Annotated in this window: 11 protein-coding genes and 2 pseudogenes; all 13 read right to left on the reverse strand. The window is 35.9% G+C overall.

From position 1 onward, the window contains the following. Positions 1–24 precede the first annotated feature (24 nt). The 13 genes and pseudogenes from ACIQZI_RS08680 to ACIQZI_RS08740 all read right to left on the reverse strand — a co-directional run bounded on the left by ACIQZI_RS08680 (position 25) and on the right by ACIQZI_RS08740 (position 19,172). On the reverse strand, positions 25–3,504 hold the full coding sequence (locus ACIQZI_RS08680; protein WP_403071716.1) for an alpha-L-rhamnosidase: 3,480 nt from the start codon (positions 3,502–3,504) through the stop codon (positions 25–27). Positions 3,505–3,763: 259 nt separating this feature from the next. Next, positions 3,764–4,039 (reverse strand): HPr family phosphocarrier protein, encoded by a 276-nt coding sequence (locus ACIQZI_RS08685; RefSeq protein ID WP_403072172.1) that lies wholly within the window; start codon positions 4,037–4,039, stop codon positions 3,764–3,766. Positions 4,040–4,087: 48 nt separating this feature from the next. After that, complete coding sequence (locus ACIQZI_RS08690; RefSeq protein ID WP_403071719.1) at positions 4,088–5,473, reverse strand: MFS transporter; 1,386 nt, start codon at positions 5,471–5,473, stop codon at positions 4,088–4,090. 253 nt (positions 5,474–5,726) lie between these two features. Then, on the reverse strand, positions 5,727–8,234 hold the full coding sequence (locus ACIQZI_RS08695) for a GH39 family glycosyl hydrolase (protein ID WP_403071722.1): 2,508 nt from the start codon (positions 8,232–8,234) through the stop codon (positions 5,727–5,729). A gap of 61 nt (positions 8,235–8,295) precedes the next feature. Continuing rightward, a pseudogene (locus tag ACIQZI_RS08700) lies at positions 8,296–8,709 on the reverse strand (IS3 family transposase); the annotation flags it as partial. Positions 8,710–9,051: 342 nt separating this feature from the next. Continuing rightward, entirely contained in the window at positions 9,052–9,765 is a 714-nt protein-coding gene (locus tag ACIQZI_RS08705) for a LutC/YkgG family protein (RefSeq protein WP_403071725.1), read from the reverse strand. Further along, positions 9,765–11,189: a LutB/LldF family L-lactate oxidation iron-sulfur protein gene (locus tag ACIQZI_RS08710; RefSeq protein ID WP_403071728.1), complete on the reverse strand. Its 1,425-nt coding sequence runs from the start codon at positions 11,187–11,189 to the stop codon at positions 9,765–9,767. The genes ACIQZI_RS08705 and ACIQZI_RS08710 overlap by 1 nt, the downstream gene beginning before the upstream one ends. An 18-nt stretch (positions 11,190–11,207) precedes the next feature. After that, a complete protein-coding gene (locus ACIQZI_RS08715) occupies positions 11,208–11,924 on the reverse strand; it encodes a (Fe-S)-binding protein (protein ID WP_403071731.1) in 717 nt (238 codons plus the stop codon). Between the two features lie 281 nt (positions 11,925–12,205). Beyond that, entirely contained in the window at positions 12,206–13,474 is a 1,269-nt protein-coding gene (rhaA, locus tag ACIQZI_RS08720; protein ID WP_403071734.1) for an L-rhamnose isomerase, read from the reverse strand. A gap of 23 nt (positions 13,475–13,497) precedes the next feature. Then, on the reverse strand, positions 13,498–14,916 hold the full coding sequence (gene rhaB, locus ACIQZI_RS08725) for a rhamnulokinase (RefSeq protein ID WP_403071738.1): 1,419 nt from the start codon (positions 14,914–14,916) through the stop codon (positions 13,498–13,500). 272 nt (positions 14,917–15,188) lie between these two features. Continuing rightward, positions 15,189–16,157, reverse strand: a complete 969-nt coding sequence (locus ACIQZI_RS08730) for an AraC family transcriptional regulator (RefSeq protein ID WP_403071741.1) — start codon at positions 16,155–16,157, stop codon at positions 15,189–15,191. A 139-nt stretch (positions 16,158–16,296) separates the two neighbouring features. Further along, a pseudogene (locus ACIQZI_RS08735) lies at positions 16,297–17,438 on the reverse strand (IS3 family transposase). A gap of 357 nt (positions 17,439–17,795) precedes the next feature. Beyond that, complete coding sequence (locus ACIQZI_RS08740) at positions 17,796–19,172, reverse strand: PTS transporter subunit EIIC (RefSeq protein ID WP_403071744.1); 1,377 nt, start codon at positions 19,170–19,172, stop codon at positions 17,796–17,798. Between the last annotated feature and the right edge of the window lie 5 nt (positions 19,173–19,177).

A 19,177-nucleotide genomic window follows, 5' to 3' on the forward strand; every position in this document is an offset into this window, starting at 1 on the left:
TTTTAGTAACTTTTCTGTACTTCCCTACCTTCGCAAATAGGAGAATTCATAGTTCCCTGCTATAACTTCCAAAACTACCCCATTAATTACTTCTTGGTGACTGGAAATACCCTCCACTTCCAGAACCGGTAATCCACTTTCTAAAATATCATTCAGAAAGGCTCCCTGAAGCTTCACACTAGCGGTTGTATTGGCAGGAACAGATATCCTGAACGTTATCTGATTGTCCTCCACTGACCAATGGCTTTTAATTAGACCATGTACTGATTGAAACTCTCCCTTTGCCCAAGTAATACGATCTGAGCTTGTTCCGGCTTTGGGATCTATGGTTGGTTGTAAAATAAAATGCTTGAATCCTGGTGAACTCGAATCCGTCTGAATCCCAAGCATATAGTTATACAACCATTCTCCTACTGCACCAAATGCATAATGGTTAAAGGAGTTCATACTTACATCACCAAATCCGTTTTCCAAGGTGTAGGAATTCCAGCGTTCCCACATGGTGGTTGCACCTTGTTCAACCGTATAGAGCCAGGATGGATAGGACTTATTTAAAATAAGATCATAGGCAGCTTCATGTTTACCTGATTTGGATAATGCCGGACATAAATCACGTGTCCCTAGGAAACCGGTTGTCATAGCAAGAGAACCATCTGTATGAAAATCGTAGCCTAGTTCAACTAAACGCTGAGATGCATCGGAAATCTTGTCTTCCGGCAGCAAATTAAAATTAAGAGCTAAGGCATAAGCGGTCTGTGTATCAAACTCAGCCCTTTCTTCGTTCAGTAGGATAGTGCCGTCCTCTTGCAAAAAAGTTTCACAAAAGGCTGATTTAATCTTTTTATACAACTGTTCAAAATGCGCTGCATCCTCATACCTGCTAATCCCCTTAGCCATTAAATACATTAGCTGGGCTGTATATGCGTAGTAAGCAGTTGCAACAAGTTGAACGGATGTAGGGACCAAGCTTACATGATCGCCCACCCCCACAAAAGGACGAGGGTCAATAAGATAACCCTGTGGAATAGTCCTGGTTGACACATAGTTCATATATGTTTTAAGGTTTTCGAAATTCTCCTCAATCAAACGTGTATCTCCATAAACCTGCCAAATTTGGAATGGCAATTCGATCCCTACATCTGACCAAGCAGTCCACCATCCTGAGAATGAATTGGCAAATTCAGAATTAAATGGTGCATATAACCCTGTATAAAATCCTAATTTTTGTAAAGTGTCATTTAAATCTACCATCCATTTTTTTAAAAACATCTGTACATCCATAGAGAAAACCGCAGTCCTTGCAAACAGCTGCGCATCTCCTGTCCATCCCATTCTTTCATCACGTTGTGGGCAATCAGTGGGTACACTAAAGAAATTCCCCTTCATTCCCCATTCAATATTTCTTTGTAAACGATTTACTTCTGGATTTGAACATTCAAAAAAGAACGTTTCCTCAGTAGCCGAGCTAATGACAATGCCGAGGATATCTTCAGCTTGAAGCTTACCAGGATAACCGGTTATTTCTACATATCGAAAACCGTGAAAGGTAAATCTTGGCGAAAATACTTCTTCCGCTTTGCCAGAAAGAATAAAGTAATCGGTAGATTTAGCTGTACGGTAGTTTTCAGTATAGAGTGTTCCTTTTGGTCCATCGCCTGTTCGGAACCCAGTGACATCGTTTAACATTTCGGCGAAACGAATGCAAACTACTTGGCCTTTTATTCCTCCACGTAACGTAAGTTTTATATTTCCTACCATATTTTGACCAAAGTCAATGATGGTCCTGGTTGAATCAGCTGGATTTGGAGTAAGACCTATAGGCGTAAGTGTATCAATTTGACGTGGAAGAGATGCGTTATCAGAAATAACCTTGACTCCATAAATATCATTACTTGGTGCAGGTAGCAGGCTAGCATTCTTCTTCCATTTTTCATCTAAAAAGGAGGCAGTAGACCAACCTTCAATAGCTTCTTCACGTCTTGCGTCATGTGTAACCCCATCCATCGTTACGTTTCGTGTAATAGGTCCTAGCCCATAATATTGCCATGATTCATCGGTGACGATGTTTTCTATTGCTCCATCGGTATATTGAACTGCTAGTCTAGCCATTACTTTGGGCTGTGTACCATAGGGTTTATAATGAACATCCTCACTACCTGAATACCATCCATTACCAAGCATGACCCCAATCGTATTATCCTGCATACTGTTTAACAAGGCCGTTACATCGTAAGTCTGATAAGCATAGGTCATACTGTAATCGGTATATCCCGGAGCGAAATAGTCATCTCCCACCATGCTACCATTTATATAGAATTCAGTTACCCCTCCACCGGTGGAATACAATCTTGCCTGTTTCACTTGCTTAGATACCCTAAAATCTTTCCGAAACATTGGAGCACCCGGAGTAGGTCCTTCTATTACAATTTCATCCGTTAAGGTGATTGATTGATTTAAAATCTTTACCTCCGCATGTACATCAGATCCTATCTTGACAAATGTTTCTGACTCCCCATCCAATCTAAAATCAGCAAGAGTAATATATGATAACTGGGTCGGCGGACCAAAGATATTTACTTTTTCTATTTCAGGTTGCTCGATCTTAATGGAGCTATATTCCGCACTAGAATTAGGATTGTAAAAACCAATACTCCCTCCTTTAAGCGAACCCCCATATCGAGCAACACTAGTACTAAGGATCGGTGTTAACCCGCCGTCCATAAAAATTTCAATTCTACCAGGAATATTGCATACGGGTGAACCTTCTCTAACACATATTTTTATAGAATGGAAAATTTCCGGATTAAAATTAGAAAGTTCTACAGGTTGAACTCTTACAAGACCTCTATTGTCTGTATACTGTTCACCCTCCAAATACGTATATGGTTCAATCCCATAAGGTGTGCCATGATACAACCCCATTTGGTAAAGAGATCCCTCAATCGTAGAAGGTTCTATACGAACAAGCATGAATTCATTATCTGAATATGAAAATATAAGTCCCGCCGAGTGATTAATAATTCTTACATTAGTTGATATATCGTAGGTTTTGAGCAATTTACGGTCTGATTTAGCCGGAACTTCCTCTTGACCAGGCTTTGTAATCCATCGGGCTCCTCCCCAATTGGTCATTCCATCTGAACTCATCAAACCTGTTTCGAAGAAAGCAATATTAGAATCAATTGATCGACCTTTGTGGTCCCAAATTGTAACCTTCCAGTAATAGCGAGTGGAGGGCTCCAACTTTACTCCCTGATAAGCAATACCTATAGCGAGATCGGAATCCATCTTCTTTGTATCCCAGGTATATATTCCATCAATAAGATCCTGAGAAGTTTTAGAAACAAGAATCCTATATGCAGTCTGTCTAGCACCTTTGTCTTCAGAAACCATGTTCCAACTAAACCGTGGGGATTTAATATCAATACCGACAGGATTTTTCAAATATTCGGTCTTCAATCTGTTAATCGTTGTCTTTGTTTCTTTTAATCGCTTTGTTAACATAATCTGTTCCCTCTCTTTTTAACTAATACACTTTTATAAAAGCCTTATTTTTCTGCCTACAAATTGTACTTCTATTATTTATTGATAAAGACATTTTCGGGAAACGTTTTCTTCCATTTTAGTATAAAATAGTTTACGACTCCTTCCCTCATTTATCCTAAATAAGGGCGTTTTTTATTCTTATTTATTTCTTTATTGATAGATTAGAAATAAAGAATTAAAACAGCCAAACCATGTCGGCTTGGCTGTTTTACAACTTCTATTCCATTAATTCACCAATTTTAAGATTAAAAATTGCTTCTTCTAACGCTCGAGTAGCTTCAACTTCCTGTTCACCATTAGCAATAATCGTAAATTGATCCCCAAATTGCACATGTAAAGATAAGACACCCAGAATTGAATGTAAGGTTGCTTTTCTATTTCTTACCTCTGCAAAAATTTCGGTATCTAAAAATCTATTAGCTGCCATTACTAAATCATTGGCAGGTCGTGCGTGAAATCCATTTTCATCTACTATTTTATATGTTTTTCTTATCATATAAATCAATTCCTCCCATAATACATTATCTAACATGTGACTTTTCTATTGTTTTTGCTCCCGTAATGCTTCTAACTCAGCGAAAATCATTGGTCTCTTTTTCTCAAGATTAAACATAATTAGAAAAACTAACATAATTAGTGAAATTCCCATTGGTATATGGATGTACATCATTTTGATTGAGGTAATCACACCACTGTGTTGAGCCCCACCGCCAGCTACATACCCAGCAAACCCTAGTATCCAGCCTATCAATCCAGCGCCTAGGCTAGAACCTATTTTACCTCCAACACTTGCTGCGCTAAAAATCAAACCATCTGTTCTTATACCGGTTTTCCATTCCCCATACTCAACAGTTTCTGCAAGCATTGATACGGCTGGAGCTATTGATGCAGCGGTTCCTAGACTCCGTATACACATACCAATCATAAGTATAGGAATACTCGTAGGATTTATCATCATGATTGCCCCTCCGACAATTTGGACAATTGTCCCAATGATGGCGGTATTACGGTTACCAAAATGTTTAATTAATGGAGACATGAAAAACATGCCGATTATTGTTGGTAACATTGCCCCCGTTGCTAAAAGACCTACAAGTCCCATATTGTGTAAGACATTTTGAGCGTAATATGCACTTAATCCTAATAGTAGAGCTAGAAAAGCGGCATTACAAACGTTCACTAATAACATAATAAACCAATATTTATTACGAAATAGTGCAATAATTCCCTGTTTTAATGGGATTTCCTTCGTTACAACAGAGGGTACAACTCTTTCTTTAGTACTTTTATAAGAAACAAAGATAAGTATTGGCGAAACAATACTTAGAATCCCTATCAACTTTATCCAAGCAAATTTGTCTCCACCCATAGAATTTGCAAGTGGCATGATAAAGATAGAAATAACCATAACTGTTGTTAAACCAAAGAAAGTTCTAAAAACAGTTAACATTGATCTTTCAAACGGATCCTGTGAGATAGTAGAATTCATTACATTTAAGGGTATAGAAACCCCTGAATATGCAATGTTAAACAATAGAAAAGTTATTCCCGCATACCAAATAGTTCCTGTTGGTCCTAAATTAGGAAAAGTAAACACTGCTAATCCTAATAGGGCATAAGGAATACATAGTCTTAGTAACCATGTTCGACCCTTACCGTCTTTAGTATTAGTTTTATCTACAACAATACCCATGCCTAAATCAGAAAACGCATCAAGTAATCGAACAATAAACATGATATTTCCTACTACTAATGCAGATATTCCAATTTTATCGGTATAAAAGTAAGTGATAAAGGCACCTACAGTTGCCCATAGGATAGAAATCCCCACATCCCCCATCGCAAACCCAATCTTTTCTTTAAATCCAACCTTCACATGAGCGGTACTGCTAGAAGTATTCTTTTCTTGTTTTAACGCACTGTTCATATTTGTTTCTCCTTTTAATGTAATAAATGCTGTTCTTGTCTAAAACAACGATTCCTTTTAAATAATTCCTTTCCCCCTTTTAGTCATTTTCACTGCTATTCAAGAAAGCGCTTGCTTTCATTTTATTATGTAAGGGCTTTAACAGCCTCCCCGTTTTTATGGTAAATAAGGGCATTTTTTATTATTAGCTTTCTTTTTAGTCACGACTTTAGTCCTGACTAAATTAAAAAATGCCACACCAAAAGGTATGGCTTTAAATCATAATTTCAAAAAGTCGTACTTCATGTGGAGTCATTTCGGCATTTAAAACTAAATCTTCTGCATCTGCTAGTATGATTTCTTGAACAACACGGTCGGGAATACTCTTACTTCTCAAGTATTCAACATCCTCCAAAGAAAGTTTGCTAGGTGCACCCATTTTAACCCACTGATCATATGCACTTCCGTGTTGTCTATTCAATATATGCTGCTTTACTAGGTATTTACCTGGTTCCATTCCTTTAATCTTGACTTGTTTATCTTTAATATATTGATTGCTAAAAACGTTATACCGGTTTACTAAATCGATGTTGGTATTAAATCTCATACTATATAACTTATCAAAGTGACAATAATGATAGAGCATAACTTGGTAGCCGGAAGAACTCTTCGTTATAAAATATCCATCCCCCTTTGCTACAAGCTGGCTTCCTAATTTATTAAGAAGTTCAAATGCACGGAATCCTGATTTAGGTATACCATTATTGGTCATTAAACCCAGTCCGCCATGAAATAGTTTTGGTTCAGCACTGAATTCTTCTATTAAATCAGTACTTGTCCAATAACCAAAACTGTAAAGTTCATCCATATTATCTAATATATTCTTTACTATATATGCAGCTTTGAAGCTGGTATCATTAGTCAAATCACGATGGACTGCTGTTGAGTTCCATTCGGTTAAGTGAATCTCAAGATCTTTAAGGCCGAAATTCCTAACTAACGACTTAATATACTGAATCGAATCCTGTAAGTAGTTCTCGTTATATATTAGATAAGTATCATAATTCAAATCCTGTTCTTCCTCCAATGGGTGTATCTTAGAAGATAACCCTTTGGTTGGCAACCTATTATGAGGGTATGAATGAAAAGAAATAAAATCAGGCAAACAATCCTGATTTTCACAAAATGATAAAAAACGTTGAAACCAATCTGTATTGAGGAGATAGGTTGTTGTAAGGGCAGGCCCTCCAACACGTAACTGGTTTAGTACATCCTTGACCGCTGTATATGAATTCTTATAAAAATAACAATATTCCTCAAATGTTCCTCTCCAAAAAACAGAATAATCAGGCTCGTTCCACACCTCGAAGTACCATTGTTTGACCTCAGTCCAACCGTATCTTGCTCCGCAATGCTCAATAAATCGACGAATTAGTTCTTTCCAATGATTTATGTCTTTAGGGCTGCTCACGTTGCTTTTGGTGTAAAACACAGTATCAGGACCTGAAGCCAGTGCAGCAGGCATGAATCCAAGCTCCACAAAAGGTTTTACCCCAATACTTATCAAAAAATCAATAACCATATCTGTATAGACGAAATTGTATACAGGTTCACCTTGTTCGTTTTCAGTATAAACCATCATTTCATCATCAAATATCCCATGAAAGCGTATATATCTGAAATTGATTTTCTTTTGTATTTCGATTAGCTGCTGTTGAACAGGAGCAAATAAAATTTCCTTTGCTTTTCCGACAGTCATTAATTGCTTCCATCGATGTTCTAGAGGTATTGCCGTACTCGTGACAGAAACTTCGTAAACTTCTTTGACTCTCCGCTTCTTTTCACTGAATTCTTCTGCGTTATGCGGCAAATAGACGAAAAGAAGGTTAAATGCACTCTCCTTATCCACCTCCACGTAATTGGCCAGTTGTGATCGGACTTCCTTGTCTTTAGAAGGGGAGCCCATTCTACCACGAAACTCTCCAGGCGTTAATTTGTATACGTCTTTAAACACCCGATTGAAAGATTTAACGTTTGGGAACCCATTTTCGATTGCTATCTGGATAATAGGTAAATCAGTTCGTTGCAGATCGGTTACTGCGTGCTCTAATCTTACACTGTCAACATACTCCAAAAATGTCATACCTAAATAATCTTTAATAAATTTTGATAAATATGGTACCGATAAAAATTCTCTCTCGGAGAGTTCTTTCAAAGACAATTTTTGACGAAAATTCTCTTTCACATAATTTGTTATACGTAGAAGACGAGTAATATATTTATCGCTTAATGATTGTTTAGTATTACTTGTCTCCATATATTGTGTGGTTAATAAGTGCAAAAGCTGATAAAACAATGCTTGAATTTGCAGCATGAAACCATTTTCTTCTTTGTTGACAGCCCACATCATTTGAGCGATTAAAGAGCGTAATTTATCAAATTCACTTTGTTTGTCTATATCATGTTGAAATGATTTACAGTTAAAAACAATCTTTTCTAATTCTTTTATATGGACCTCTAATAATGACACCGGAATTTGGAGAGCAATCAATAAGTTGTCTTCCATAGACTGAAGTGAGTGTATGTCATTAGCGTTAATTAGCATTATATCTTTTTCCGTCAAATTATACTGGTTATTTTGAACCCATACGGTCACTTGACCTTTTAATACAAAAAGCAACTCGATGCTGTCATGCCAATGTTTGTTTACAAATTCAACATGATGAAGAAATATATGTACCGGAAGATCTTTAGTATTAATCACTTCATAAATGTAATCCATATAAAGTCACACCTCACAATGAATCTAAATTGAAAATAGAAATTGGATTGTCAACACTAAACTAGACAACTTTTTTAAGGTGTTCAAGTTTATATTGAATTGGACTCATGTAGCTAAGAGTCCAATGGATTCTAATATGATTGTACCAATGGATATAATCCATCAATTCCAGTTCCAAAACTTCTAAACTATCAAAATGGCGGCCTTTGACAAACTCCGTCTTAAAGACTTTAAAGGTAGCCTCTGCGACCGTATTATCGTAAGGATAGCCTTTCAAGCTTAGTGATCGTTTGATATTAAATATCTCTAAAGCTTCATCAATTAACTTGTTTTTGAACTCATTTCCTCGGTCTGTATGGAAGAGATTGATTCGTTCCAAATTGCCGTGAATGGAAGATAATGCTCGATAGACTAGTTTTGCATCTTTGTTTGGACCAGCACTGAAACCAATTATTTCTCGATTAAAGCGATCAACAAATTTACCATTTATACCAAAATCCTGAAATCCTTTTCTCGCCCTGGCTTCCATAAGATCCCAATACTCTGAATTTAGACCTTTTAAAACAACAGTTACATTTGGTTTTTCAGCTGATAATGTTTTAGATATATATCCTATTAAGGACAAAGACAATATGAATATAATTAGTAGAAAAAAGATAACTTATTTACCATTAGATACCCCATTATTTCGTATTTTTATACTACTCACTCTATAACATGACGGATCCATTTAGGTATGGCAATTTTTTTTCTCATTACATGGACTTTTTCAGTGCCCTCCAAATGGCAGTCCTATTTTTTATACGAGACATGAAAATTACACAATTACATAAAAGGCTTTTAACGGACCATGAACACCTACGACTAGATTCATTTCAATATCAGCAGAATTACTTGGCCCTGAGATAAAGTTAATACAAGAAGCAACCGTTTCTCCCTTTTCAACACGTCGATTTAAATCATAAACCGCCTGTGTAATGCGAGGTACAATTGTTTCTCGAGGAATGATTGCTAAATAAATGGTCGGTAAAAAATGAAGGGCACGCCCTTGTCCTTGATGTGTTTCTACGACAATTGTCCCTGACTCAGCCAATGCATAATCACTAAACACAACGGCGAAATTTGATTGTTCAGCAAGAGAGTGGTTTTTCTCGCGCCCTCTTTCTACATCCCATACGTTCACTTCCACGTTTTCCATGGGCCATTGCTCATCGAGTAAGTTTTGCAATCCATATTCCGCAAAACGCAAGTCTTGAGACGTCATAATTGGCCCTCCGCCGTTTTCAGAGATGATTTTTTTTAATATAGAAGCCAATTCTTCCTTCGTGGTCTCAAGAACCGTTGAATGAATTCTGTTACAATGCTCTTTAAAGGCAGTTACTAACTCTGATTGTGAATAATTTTTCATCACTTCCCAATTCACATTATGCTTCCATTCCGGACGTGTGACATCATTGATTCGTCTGTCGCGTCCAAACTGTTTCGCCAGATTATTTAAGAATGCTTCTTGATTTCGAACCGTTCCTTCCATTATTTATCCCCACCTTTCTTATGCTCGTCAAACCAATCTCGGAAGCGTTCTTTGCTTGGAGCTGGAAATTCCCGAATGTCCGTCCAATTTTTTAGTGGACCAATGCCTTTCGATACTCGATCTCCTGATACAATAGGCATCATAGCTATTGGAGCTACTTTGGTGCCTAATTTGTACAAAGCAGCAGAGGAAGCACCCATTCCAAACATCTTCATCGCAAGCTTTTCTGCAAGTGGTGCTCGTCCTTCTTGTTCAACAATGACTTGTCGATGTTTTAAAAGCATCTCGTGGAGAGGAATTTTTACTGGGCAAGCATCTGTACATGCCGCACAAAGGCTAGATGCATATGGAAGCTCTTTATAATCATCATAACCGCCTAATAATGGAGACAGTACTGCTCCAATTGGCCCTGGATAGATTGATCCATAAGAATGCCCTCCAATATGACGATACACCGGACAAACATTAATACAAGCTGCGCAACGGATACATTGTAAAACTTGTTGGAACTCGGAACCTAAGATTTCAGAGCGACCGTTATCCACGATAACAAGGTGGAATTCTTCCGGACCATCTGCCTCTCCTTCATGTTTGGGTCCGACCATCGTAATATAGCTCGTTAGTTTTTGACCCACTGCACTTCGGCAAAGCAAACCAACCAGCACATCTAGTTCCTCCATTGTTGGCACAAGACGCTCCATTCCCATCACTACAATTTGAGTTTTGGGAATTGCGGTCACAAGATCTGCATTCCCTTCGTTCGTGACTAAACAGATTGATCCTGTATTCGCAACAGCAAAGTTACAGCCTGTTACACCAATTTCTGCTTCTAGAAATTTTTGACGAAGAATTTTACGAACAAACTTTGTCATTTCATAAGGATTTTCTGACTGTTTATAGTCTAATTTTTCTTGGAATACATCACGGATTTGTTCTTTTGTCATATGAAGAGCCGGTGCTACGATGTGTGAAGGTGGTTCATGATTATCTACTTGCAGAATATATTCACCAAGATCACTCTCTACAACCTCACAACCGATGCCTTCAAGTGTTTTATTCATCTCAATTTCTTCGGTTACCATGGATTTTGACTTGACTACTTTTTTAGCTTGTTTTTTTTCCGCGACTTCCTTTATATATTGAGCTGCTTCTTCTTTCGTTTTCGCAAAGAATACGTGTCCGCCGCGTTTTGTTACATTTTCGCTCAATTGCATTAAATAATAATCTAAATTCTCTAATGTATGTTGACGGATTTGTTCTCCTAAATCTCGCCATTCTTCCCAGTTTCCGAGCTCATCACTAGCTGTCAAACGACGTGTGTATAAGCGTTCTTGAGCTGTAGAGACAGCTCCTCTCATCGTAGGGTCCTGAATCCCTTCACCGACACGGTCATTAAATTTTTTATCGCTGATTTTCATGCTCATCTCTTGTTCCCCCTTGGATTAACGACTATTTAACACTTCTGCAATATGCAGCACTTGCACCGGTTTCCCTAACCGTTCAATTCGCCCACCAATATTCATTAAGCACCCACAATCTGCGCCAATTAAATAGTCTGCATCTGTTTTCTCTATACTATTTACCTTTTCATCTACCATTTGCTCAGATATTGGCATCATTTTAACTGAGAAGGTTCCACCAAATCCGCAGCAATTCTGTGAATTCGAAAGCTCCTCAATCTCTAATCCTTTTACATTTGAAAGCAACGTAAATGGTGCCTCTTTTACACCCAGCAGACGTGTCATATGACAAGATGTATGGTACGTTGCTTTCCCATTTAAACTTGCTCCTACATCGGTTATCTGTAAAACATCGACAATAAACTGTGTCAGTTCATATGTTTTCTCCGCCAAGCGCTTTGCCCGCTCCTCCCATTGAACATCTCCCTTGAACATATGTGGATACTCATGGAACATTGTTCCGCAAGAACCAGAAGGTGTGACAACATATTCTGCGTTTTCAAATGCGCCAATCATGTTCTTCGCTGATTGCTTCGCCTCTGTCACATAACCGCTATTGTAAGCAGGCTGCCCACAACATACTTGTGATGCAGGAAATGAGACCTCACAGCCAAGGCGTTCAAGTAACTCGACTGTTGCTTTCCCGACGGTTGGTTGGAAGATATCTATTAAACATGTAATAAATAAGCTCACTTTCATTTTACAAATCTCCTTTTAAAACATATTTAAAGTTATCTGATTACTGGAAATAAAAAACAACCAAAGGACATATACAAGTCACGAATATTCTTTATATGGCTCTATACTCACTTGATTGTTTTTAAAGAATAGATTGTATGTTTTCGACTTCTATTAAATATTTTTATGTACAAATTTTGTTGATATAAAATAGGGGGAAGTCGATCTTATAGACCCTTCCCCCTTAAAATCCCTATCTGCAAATTTACTGTTCAACCTCTAATTAGACACCGCTACTGTTTCTAGGCTAAGACTGAGTATCTTTTTGCTAAAACTTCCTGTTCATATTGTTTAACTTCCTCTAACCATGTTTCTTGTACCGGCACTCCCATTTTCTCGCAGTAATAATCCCAGATAGCACCAAAAGGATACGTTTTGAACTCCTCCATTAATGCCAGCCTTTCCGTAAAATTCCCGTCTTCTTGCAACTGTTTCAAATACTCATTTGGTACTAGCAACGCATAAAGTAATGCTTTAATCATGTTTCTTGTACCAATTGTCCATGCTGCAACGCGATTAATACTTGCATCAAAGAAATCAAGTCCAATCATCACTTTATCTAATGCGTTATTGCGAACAATTTCAAGGCCAATTTCACGTAATTCATCATCTAAGATAACAACATGATCGCTATCCCAACGAACCGGTCTAGAAACATGTAAAGCAAGTTTATCACTGTAAAGTAACATAGATGAGATTTTATTAGACACTGTTTCAGTTGGATGGAAATGTCCTGTATCTAGTGAACATACTTTATTATTTTTCAATGCATATCCAAGATAAAACTCATGTGAACCAACAACATAAGACTCAGAACCAATACCGAATAACTTACTTTCAACCGCATCCACATTATATGCTTCATCGATTTCTTCTTCAAAAATTTTATCTAATGACTCTTTTAATCTTTGTCTTGGTGTAAGTCTATCGCTCGGAATATCCTTATAGCCATCCGGAATCCAAATGTTTGTCAAAGATGGTGTACCTAATTCTTTACCAAAATACTCACCGATTTTACGGCTACTGATACAATGATTGATCCAAAATTCTCTGATTTCCTCATTAGGATGAGATAACGTCAGACCTTCTGCTGCTTTTTCATGTGAAAAGAGTGTTGGATTAAAATCTAATCCCAGTCCTTGTTCTTTTGCCCATTTCACCCAGTTCTCAAAGTGTTTAGGTTCTAACGCATCTCTTTCGATAACTTCACCATTCGTTTCAGCGTAAATAGCATGTAAATTTACACGATGTTTTCCAGGAATAAAAGATAACGCTTTCTCTAAATCCATTCTTAATTCCTCAGGTGTTGTTGCTTTACCAGGATAATTTCCTGTTACATCAATACCGCCTGATAATTCACCTTTATTCGCTTCAAAACCAGCTATGTCATCACCTTGCCAGCAGTGAATAGAAATTGGTACATTTTTTAATTTTTCCAATACTTTATCAACATTAATTCCCCATTTTTCATAGTCCTTTTTTGCGATTTCATAATTCTCTCTAATTGTCATTTGATATTCTTCCTTTCCCTCTTTTAATGTGTAATTATCGGTGTGGGTAAGAACTTTTTCACTTCAAACGAATGCTTAATGATGGTTCTTGCTTCGTTTATATCTTCAATTTCACCAAGTGCCATTAACTGTGAAACAATATTTCCGATGGCAGTTGCTTCAATGGGTCCTGCATATACTTCTTTCTTCGTTGCATCAGCAATGAACTGGTTTAACATTTTGTTTTGACAGCCTCCACCGATGACATTAATTTTTTCGAAATTTCTTTCAAAAATTTCTTCAATTTCAGTAATTGCTTGCTGATAGCTGCATACTAAACTATCAAATATACATTTTGCCACTTCTCCAGGTGTATATGGTACCGCTTGATTTGTTTCTTGACAGTATGATTGAATTTCTTCAATCATATTTTCCGGCTTTAAAAATCTTGGATCATCCACGTTCACTGTAGAGGTAAATCCTTGAACCTGGCGAACTAAATCTACTAACTCAGCAAAAGAATAGTGATCATGATAATTTCTTTTCACTTCCTGTATCATCCAAAGACCCATAATATTCTTTAAAAATCGATAGCGATAATCAATACCGCCTTCATTTGTGAAATTATAATCTAAAGCCTTTGTAATACAAATTGGAAAATGATTTTCAACACCTATTAAAGACCATGTACCTGAACTGATGTAGATTGTCTCCTCGAGTTCAGGAACCGAAATCACCGCTGAACCTGTATCATGTGTTGCCGGTAGAATCACCTTCATATCAAATCCAAATTCAGCTATTAAATTCTCTGTTAAATTTCCTAATACCGTTTTAGGTGTGTGAATTTCTTGAAATATCTCTTTATTAATTTCTAATTGATCTAATATTTCATGATCCCACTTTTTTGTAAAAGCATTAACCAACTGGGTTGAGGTTGCATTTGTATATTCGTTTGCTTTCTTTCCTGTCAATAAATAATTGAAATAATCAGGAATCATCAGAAAAGATTTTGCTTTTTCTAAAATCTCTGGATTTTTTTGTTTGATTGAATACAGTTGATAGATAGTATTAAACTTTTGAAATTGAATACCCGTCTCAAAATATAGACGTTCTTTCATAATGCTCTTAAAGACTTCTTCCATCATTCCATCCGTCCTAGAATCACGATAAGCAACGGAATTGGTTAGAGGGTTGTCATATTCGTCGAGTAAAACAAAGTCAACTGCCCATGTATCAATACCGATACTCTCTGGCTTTAAATCCATATCCCTGCATTTTTTAATTCCTTTTTTTATTTCTGCAAACAATCGATCAAGTTCCCAGCAAAACTGGTTATCTTTTTGTACAATTCCATTTTTAAAACGGTGTATTTCATTTAATTTTAATAACCCATCTTCAAGGTGACTGGCTATTAATCTTCCACTTGACGCACCAATGTCCACTGCTAAATAACATTTCTTCATTTTCATCACCCTTTAATTGAAAACGTTCGCCTTTTTATCATAAGGTAGATGAGGGTGTAAAAAAATGACGCGAATTATCTTTTTATTGTCCTTATTTGCAAAAATCGAAAATATCTATACGATCATTTCCTACTTGTATCTACCTTTAATTATCTTAAATAACCTCAGTGAAAGAGGGATAAATGGCCTTATAAGCACATAATAGTGACAAAGATTTCTTTATGGCTATTATTTTCATTGGAATAAATACCAAAAAAAGAACATTTAGCTACTTATTTTTCCACTAAATGTTCTCTGAATTGTTTCGGAGTTTTATTGTATTTGTTTTTAAAAATGCGATAAAAATAACTAATATTTTCATAACCGACTTGATCTATAACAGACGTTATTGATAGATCCGTACTTTCCAATAGTTCTTTTGCTTTAATTAGACGTTTTTCCTGCAGCAGCTCTTTAAATGTATAATTGGTTACTTTTTTAATATTTTTACTTAAAAAATAATGTGGTTGATTTAATTTCGTGGCTAACTCATATAACGAGGCATCTTTGAAATGTTCATCAATATATTTTAAAGATTCAACAATTAAAAAATGCTGTGCAAGATATTCTTCGGTATGTTCGACCTTATCAGCATGTTTAATTAAATCAATAATTAAAAGTCCCATGTACAATTTAATTGTTGATTCTGATAAAAAAGAAGGATTCATTATCTCAAAAATAATCTTTTTGATTAATTCTTGAATGCTAGTTATAGCCGCCACTTTAAAATATAGAAATTGCCCATTTTGAGTGCTATTATACAAACTGCTGATTAAAAAATTACTAACTCTATTTTCAGTTGTTAAAAAGGAAAGAACAAAATCAAAAAATTTGGGCTGGATAATGAAATTAATAATAATATCCTTTTTTGCACATGCTTCAATTTCATGATCAATGTGCTGATTTAAAAATAACAACTCTCCTTGTTGTAAGCTTATTTTTTGATTACCTACATTTTGATTCAGTTCTCCGTTATAAACGTAATTGATTTCAATATAATTGTGTTTATGTTTAGGAAAATCAACAAATCGTGTATGTTGGCGAACCATAATCATGTTATCTTTGCCAAGAAATTTTTCACTTTCAATGATAAAATTAGACTGATTTGAGTAAATATCTTTTTTTATCTCTCTTCTGTTTTGTAGTATCTCTTCCTCTTCTTCTGTAATTTTTAATAATTCACTCAGAAAATCATATTGCATAAGTATTCTCCTTTATTTAAAATTTTCATGTTTTATACACTCATTTCAAAGTAAATATTGTTTGAAACAATAAAAAAACTACTTAAAAACATTAAGGTATGGATCTACGTCAATATTTTGGACACTAAAAAGTTAAGTTTTAAGCAATTTTTCTAGATTCTTCTTCCATAGTTTGAGGTGTTTTATACCCTATGCTACCGTGAATTCGTTTTCTATTGTACCAGCCTTCAATATATTGAAAGATGGCTTGATTGGCTTGATCAAACGTCACATATTTCGTTTGATATACATCTTCTTTTTTTAATGTTGCGTGAAACGATTCCATACAAGCATTGTCGTAAGGGCAGCCTTTTTTACTAAAGATTGAATAATATTAAGATTGTCCAGTAAATCTTGAAATTCCTGACTTGTGTATTGCGATCCTAAATCCGTATGTAAAATGAGTTCTTTGGATGGGTTCTGTGTAGAGTAAGCGTTCTCTAATGCTTTTGTTACTAGATCCGTTGTCATTTTTCGTGAAAAAGAATACCCAATAATTTTCTTTGAATGCAGATCCATAACCGAGGCTAAATAACACCAACCATCCCTTAAAACGTGAATATACGTAATATCTGCCACCCATTTTTCATTAATTGTTGTCGTAGTAAAATCCTGTTTCAATACGTTTTCGCGTTCCTCCACTTTGTTTTTAGAAGAGGAATAGGGTTTATATTTCTTTTGGATATTTGACTGGATACCAGCCTTTTTCATTAATCGTTGAACACGATTAAGGCTCGGTTCAAACCCATTGGTTAAAAGGGTTTGGTGTATCTTCGGGGGCCCCATAACGTCCTTTACTATCTGCATGGATTTGGCTAATTTGTTGGGTAAGTACTTTATTTTCACGTGCTACATTTGATTCCACTTTGTGATGGGACTGGTAAAATGAGCTTCTTGCCACTCCAAGCACCTTACAAAGTAATTGAACAGGAAAGACATTTTTTTGTTCATTCATGAACTCAAACAGTTCTGCATCGTTTATTTTCTCGCAAATATGGCCATAGCCTTTTTTAAGATTTCGTTCTCTTCTTGTAGACGAAGCATTTCCTTCTGCATCTGCTTCAAATCATTTGGAGTAACTTCCTTTTCATCTATTGATGCAATAGGAGAATATTTCTTAATCCATTTATAAATAGTTACTTCAGATACGCCATATTCGCTACTTAACTCTTTAACGGGTTGTCCAGAACGATACAACTCGACCACCATCGCTTTAAATTCATCATTAAAATTTTGTTTCATCTTACGGACACTCCTTCTTTAAGCACATTTTACTGACTTAACTTAGTCGTGTCCACAAGACTATACTAGCACCACTATTCTTACTAAAAAGAGAGCTCAACATAACTTGAGTCAAACACTTTGAAACTTTATCTTAATCATTTAAACACGGAACTTTTCAGAGATACTCTAAAAACTACTCTTCACCCCCTCAATCTGTATCATTCTCATAAATAAAAAAGTCTCTTACTGATTTAAAATAAACATCCAAATCAGTAAAGAGACTCTTTTTATCAGTTTAGCAATATTAGTAAACTAATCTTTTAAGCAGTGCTAGAGTATTCTTTCATTAGACTGCCAAACAAGATCTTTGATTATTTACTTTGACAATGGAACATCATCTGTTTTCTTAAATCCCCAAACATATGTGATTACAAAAGCAATGATTAATCCGGCAAATTGAGAAGCAACGCCTCCATAGAAACCACTATCAATTCCAGCTTTATCAATAATTAGTGGGATTGAAAAGAATCCTGATGCTCCAAATGCAAACTGTTTTGTTAGGAAGGCACCAGCCAGTACTGCTCCTAAACTACCACCAATAATAGAAGCGATTAATGGTTTTTTATAAGGAAGTAATACACCATATAATGCAGGTTCACTAACACCTAACAAGCAGGTTACACCTGTTGGTATAGATAAGGCTTTTAACTTTTGTTGTTTTGTTTTGAAACCTACAGCTAGAGCAGCTCCAGCCATTGCAAATTGATTAGCTAATAATAGCCCCATTACAGGATCATATCCTTGTGTAGCAATGTTGTTGATAAAAATCGGAATAAACGCCCAATGCAAACCAAACATTACTAAGATAATCCAAGGTCCACCTATTACCAAAGCTGCTAAAATTGGACTAAAGTTATAAACAGCACTAACTATATCTGCTAAAATATTACTTAAAAATGTAATAGCCGGCCCAATAATCATTAATGCTATTGGTATACTGATAATTAACACAATCATTGGTGTTAAGAAAAATTTTACGCTCTCTGGAACAAATTTGTTAGATACATTATTAACCTTCGATGCAAACCATACTGCAACAATGGCAGGAAATATAGATGAAGTATAATCCATCATGTTAACTGGTAAACTTAAAAATGTTAATGAACCTTCAGTTGCAAACGGAATTAGCGTTGGGTACATAAGCGCCCCACCAATTATCATACCGACATATATATTCAACTTAAAATAATTTGCTGAAGATGCCCCGATTAGTATTGGCATAAAGTAGAAAAACGTATTCGAAATAGCAAATAATACTATATAGGTTCCTGATTTCTCTGTTAATACATCCGTAATAAGTAAGATTGTTAAAAGCCCTTTAAGCATACCTGCTGCAGCTAAAGCACCCAAAACTGGAACAAAAATACCTGAAATCGTAGATGTAAACATTTCAAAAGGTCTTTGTTTCTTTTTCATCCCTTGAGAATTTTCTTGTTCTAAACTATTTATATTAAGCATTCCCGTTACTTCTTTATGCACCTTGGCTACTTGGTTACCAATTACAACTTGAAATTGACCACCTTGCTCAACCACTGAAATAACCCCATCTATGTTTTGCACTTCTTCTTTATTTGGAATACTACTATCCTTTAAAGTAAATCTTAAACGAGTCATACAATGTGCCACTGCACTAATATTACCTTTTCCCCCTACTGCAGCAACAATTTGTTTTGCAACTTGGTTATGGTTCATAAGAC

It is taken from the genome of Peribacillus sp. NPDC096379 (assembly GCF_044762875.1).
Classification (GTDB): domain Bacteria; phylum Bacillota; class Bacilli; order Bacillales; family DSM-1321; genus Peribacillus.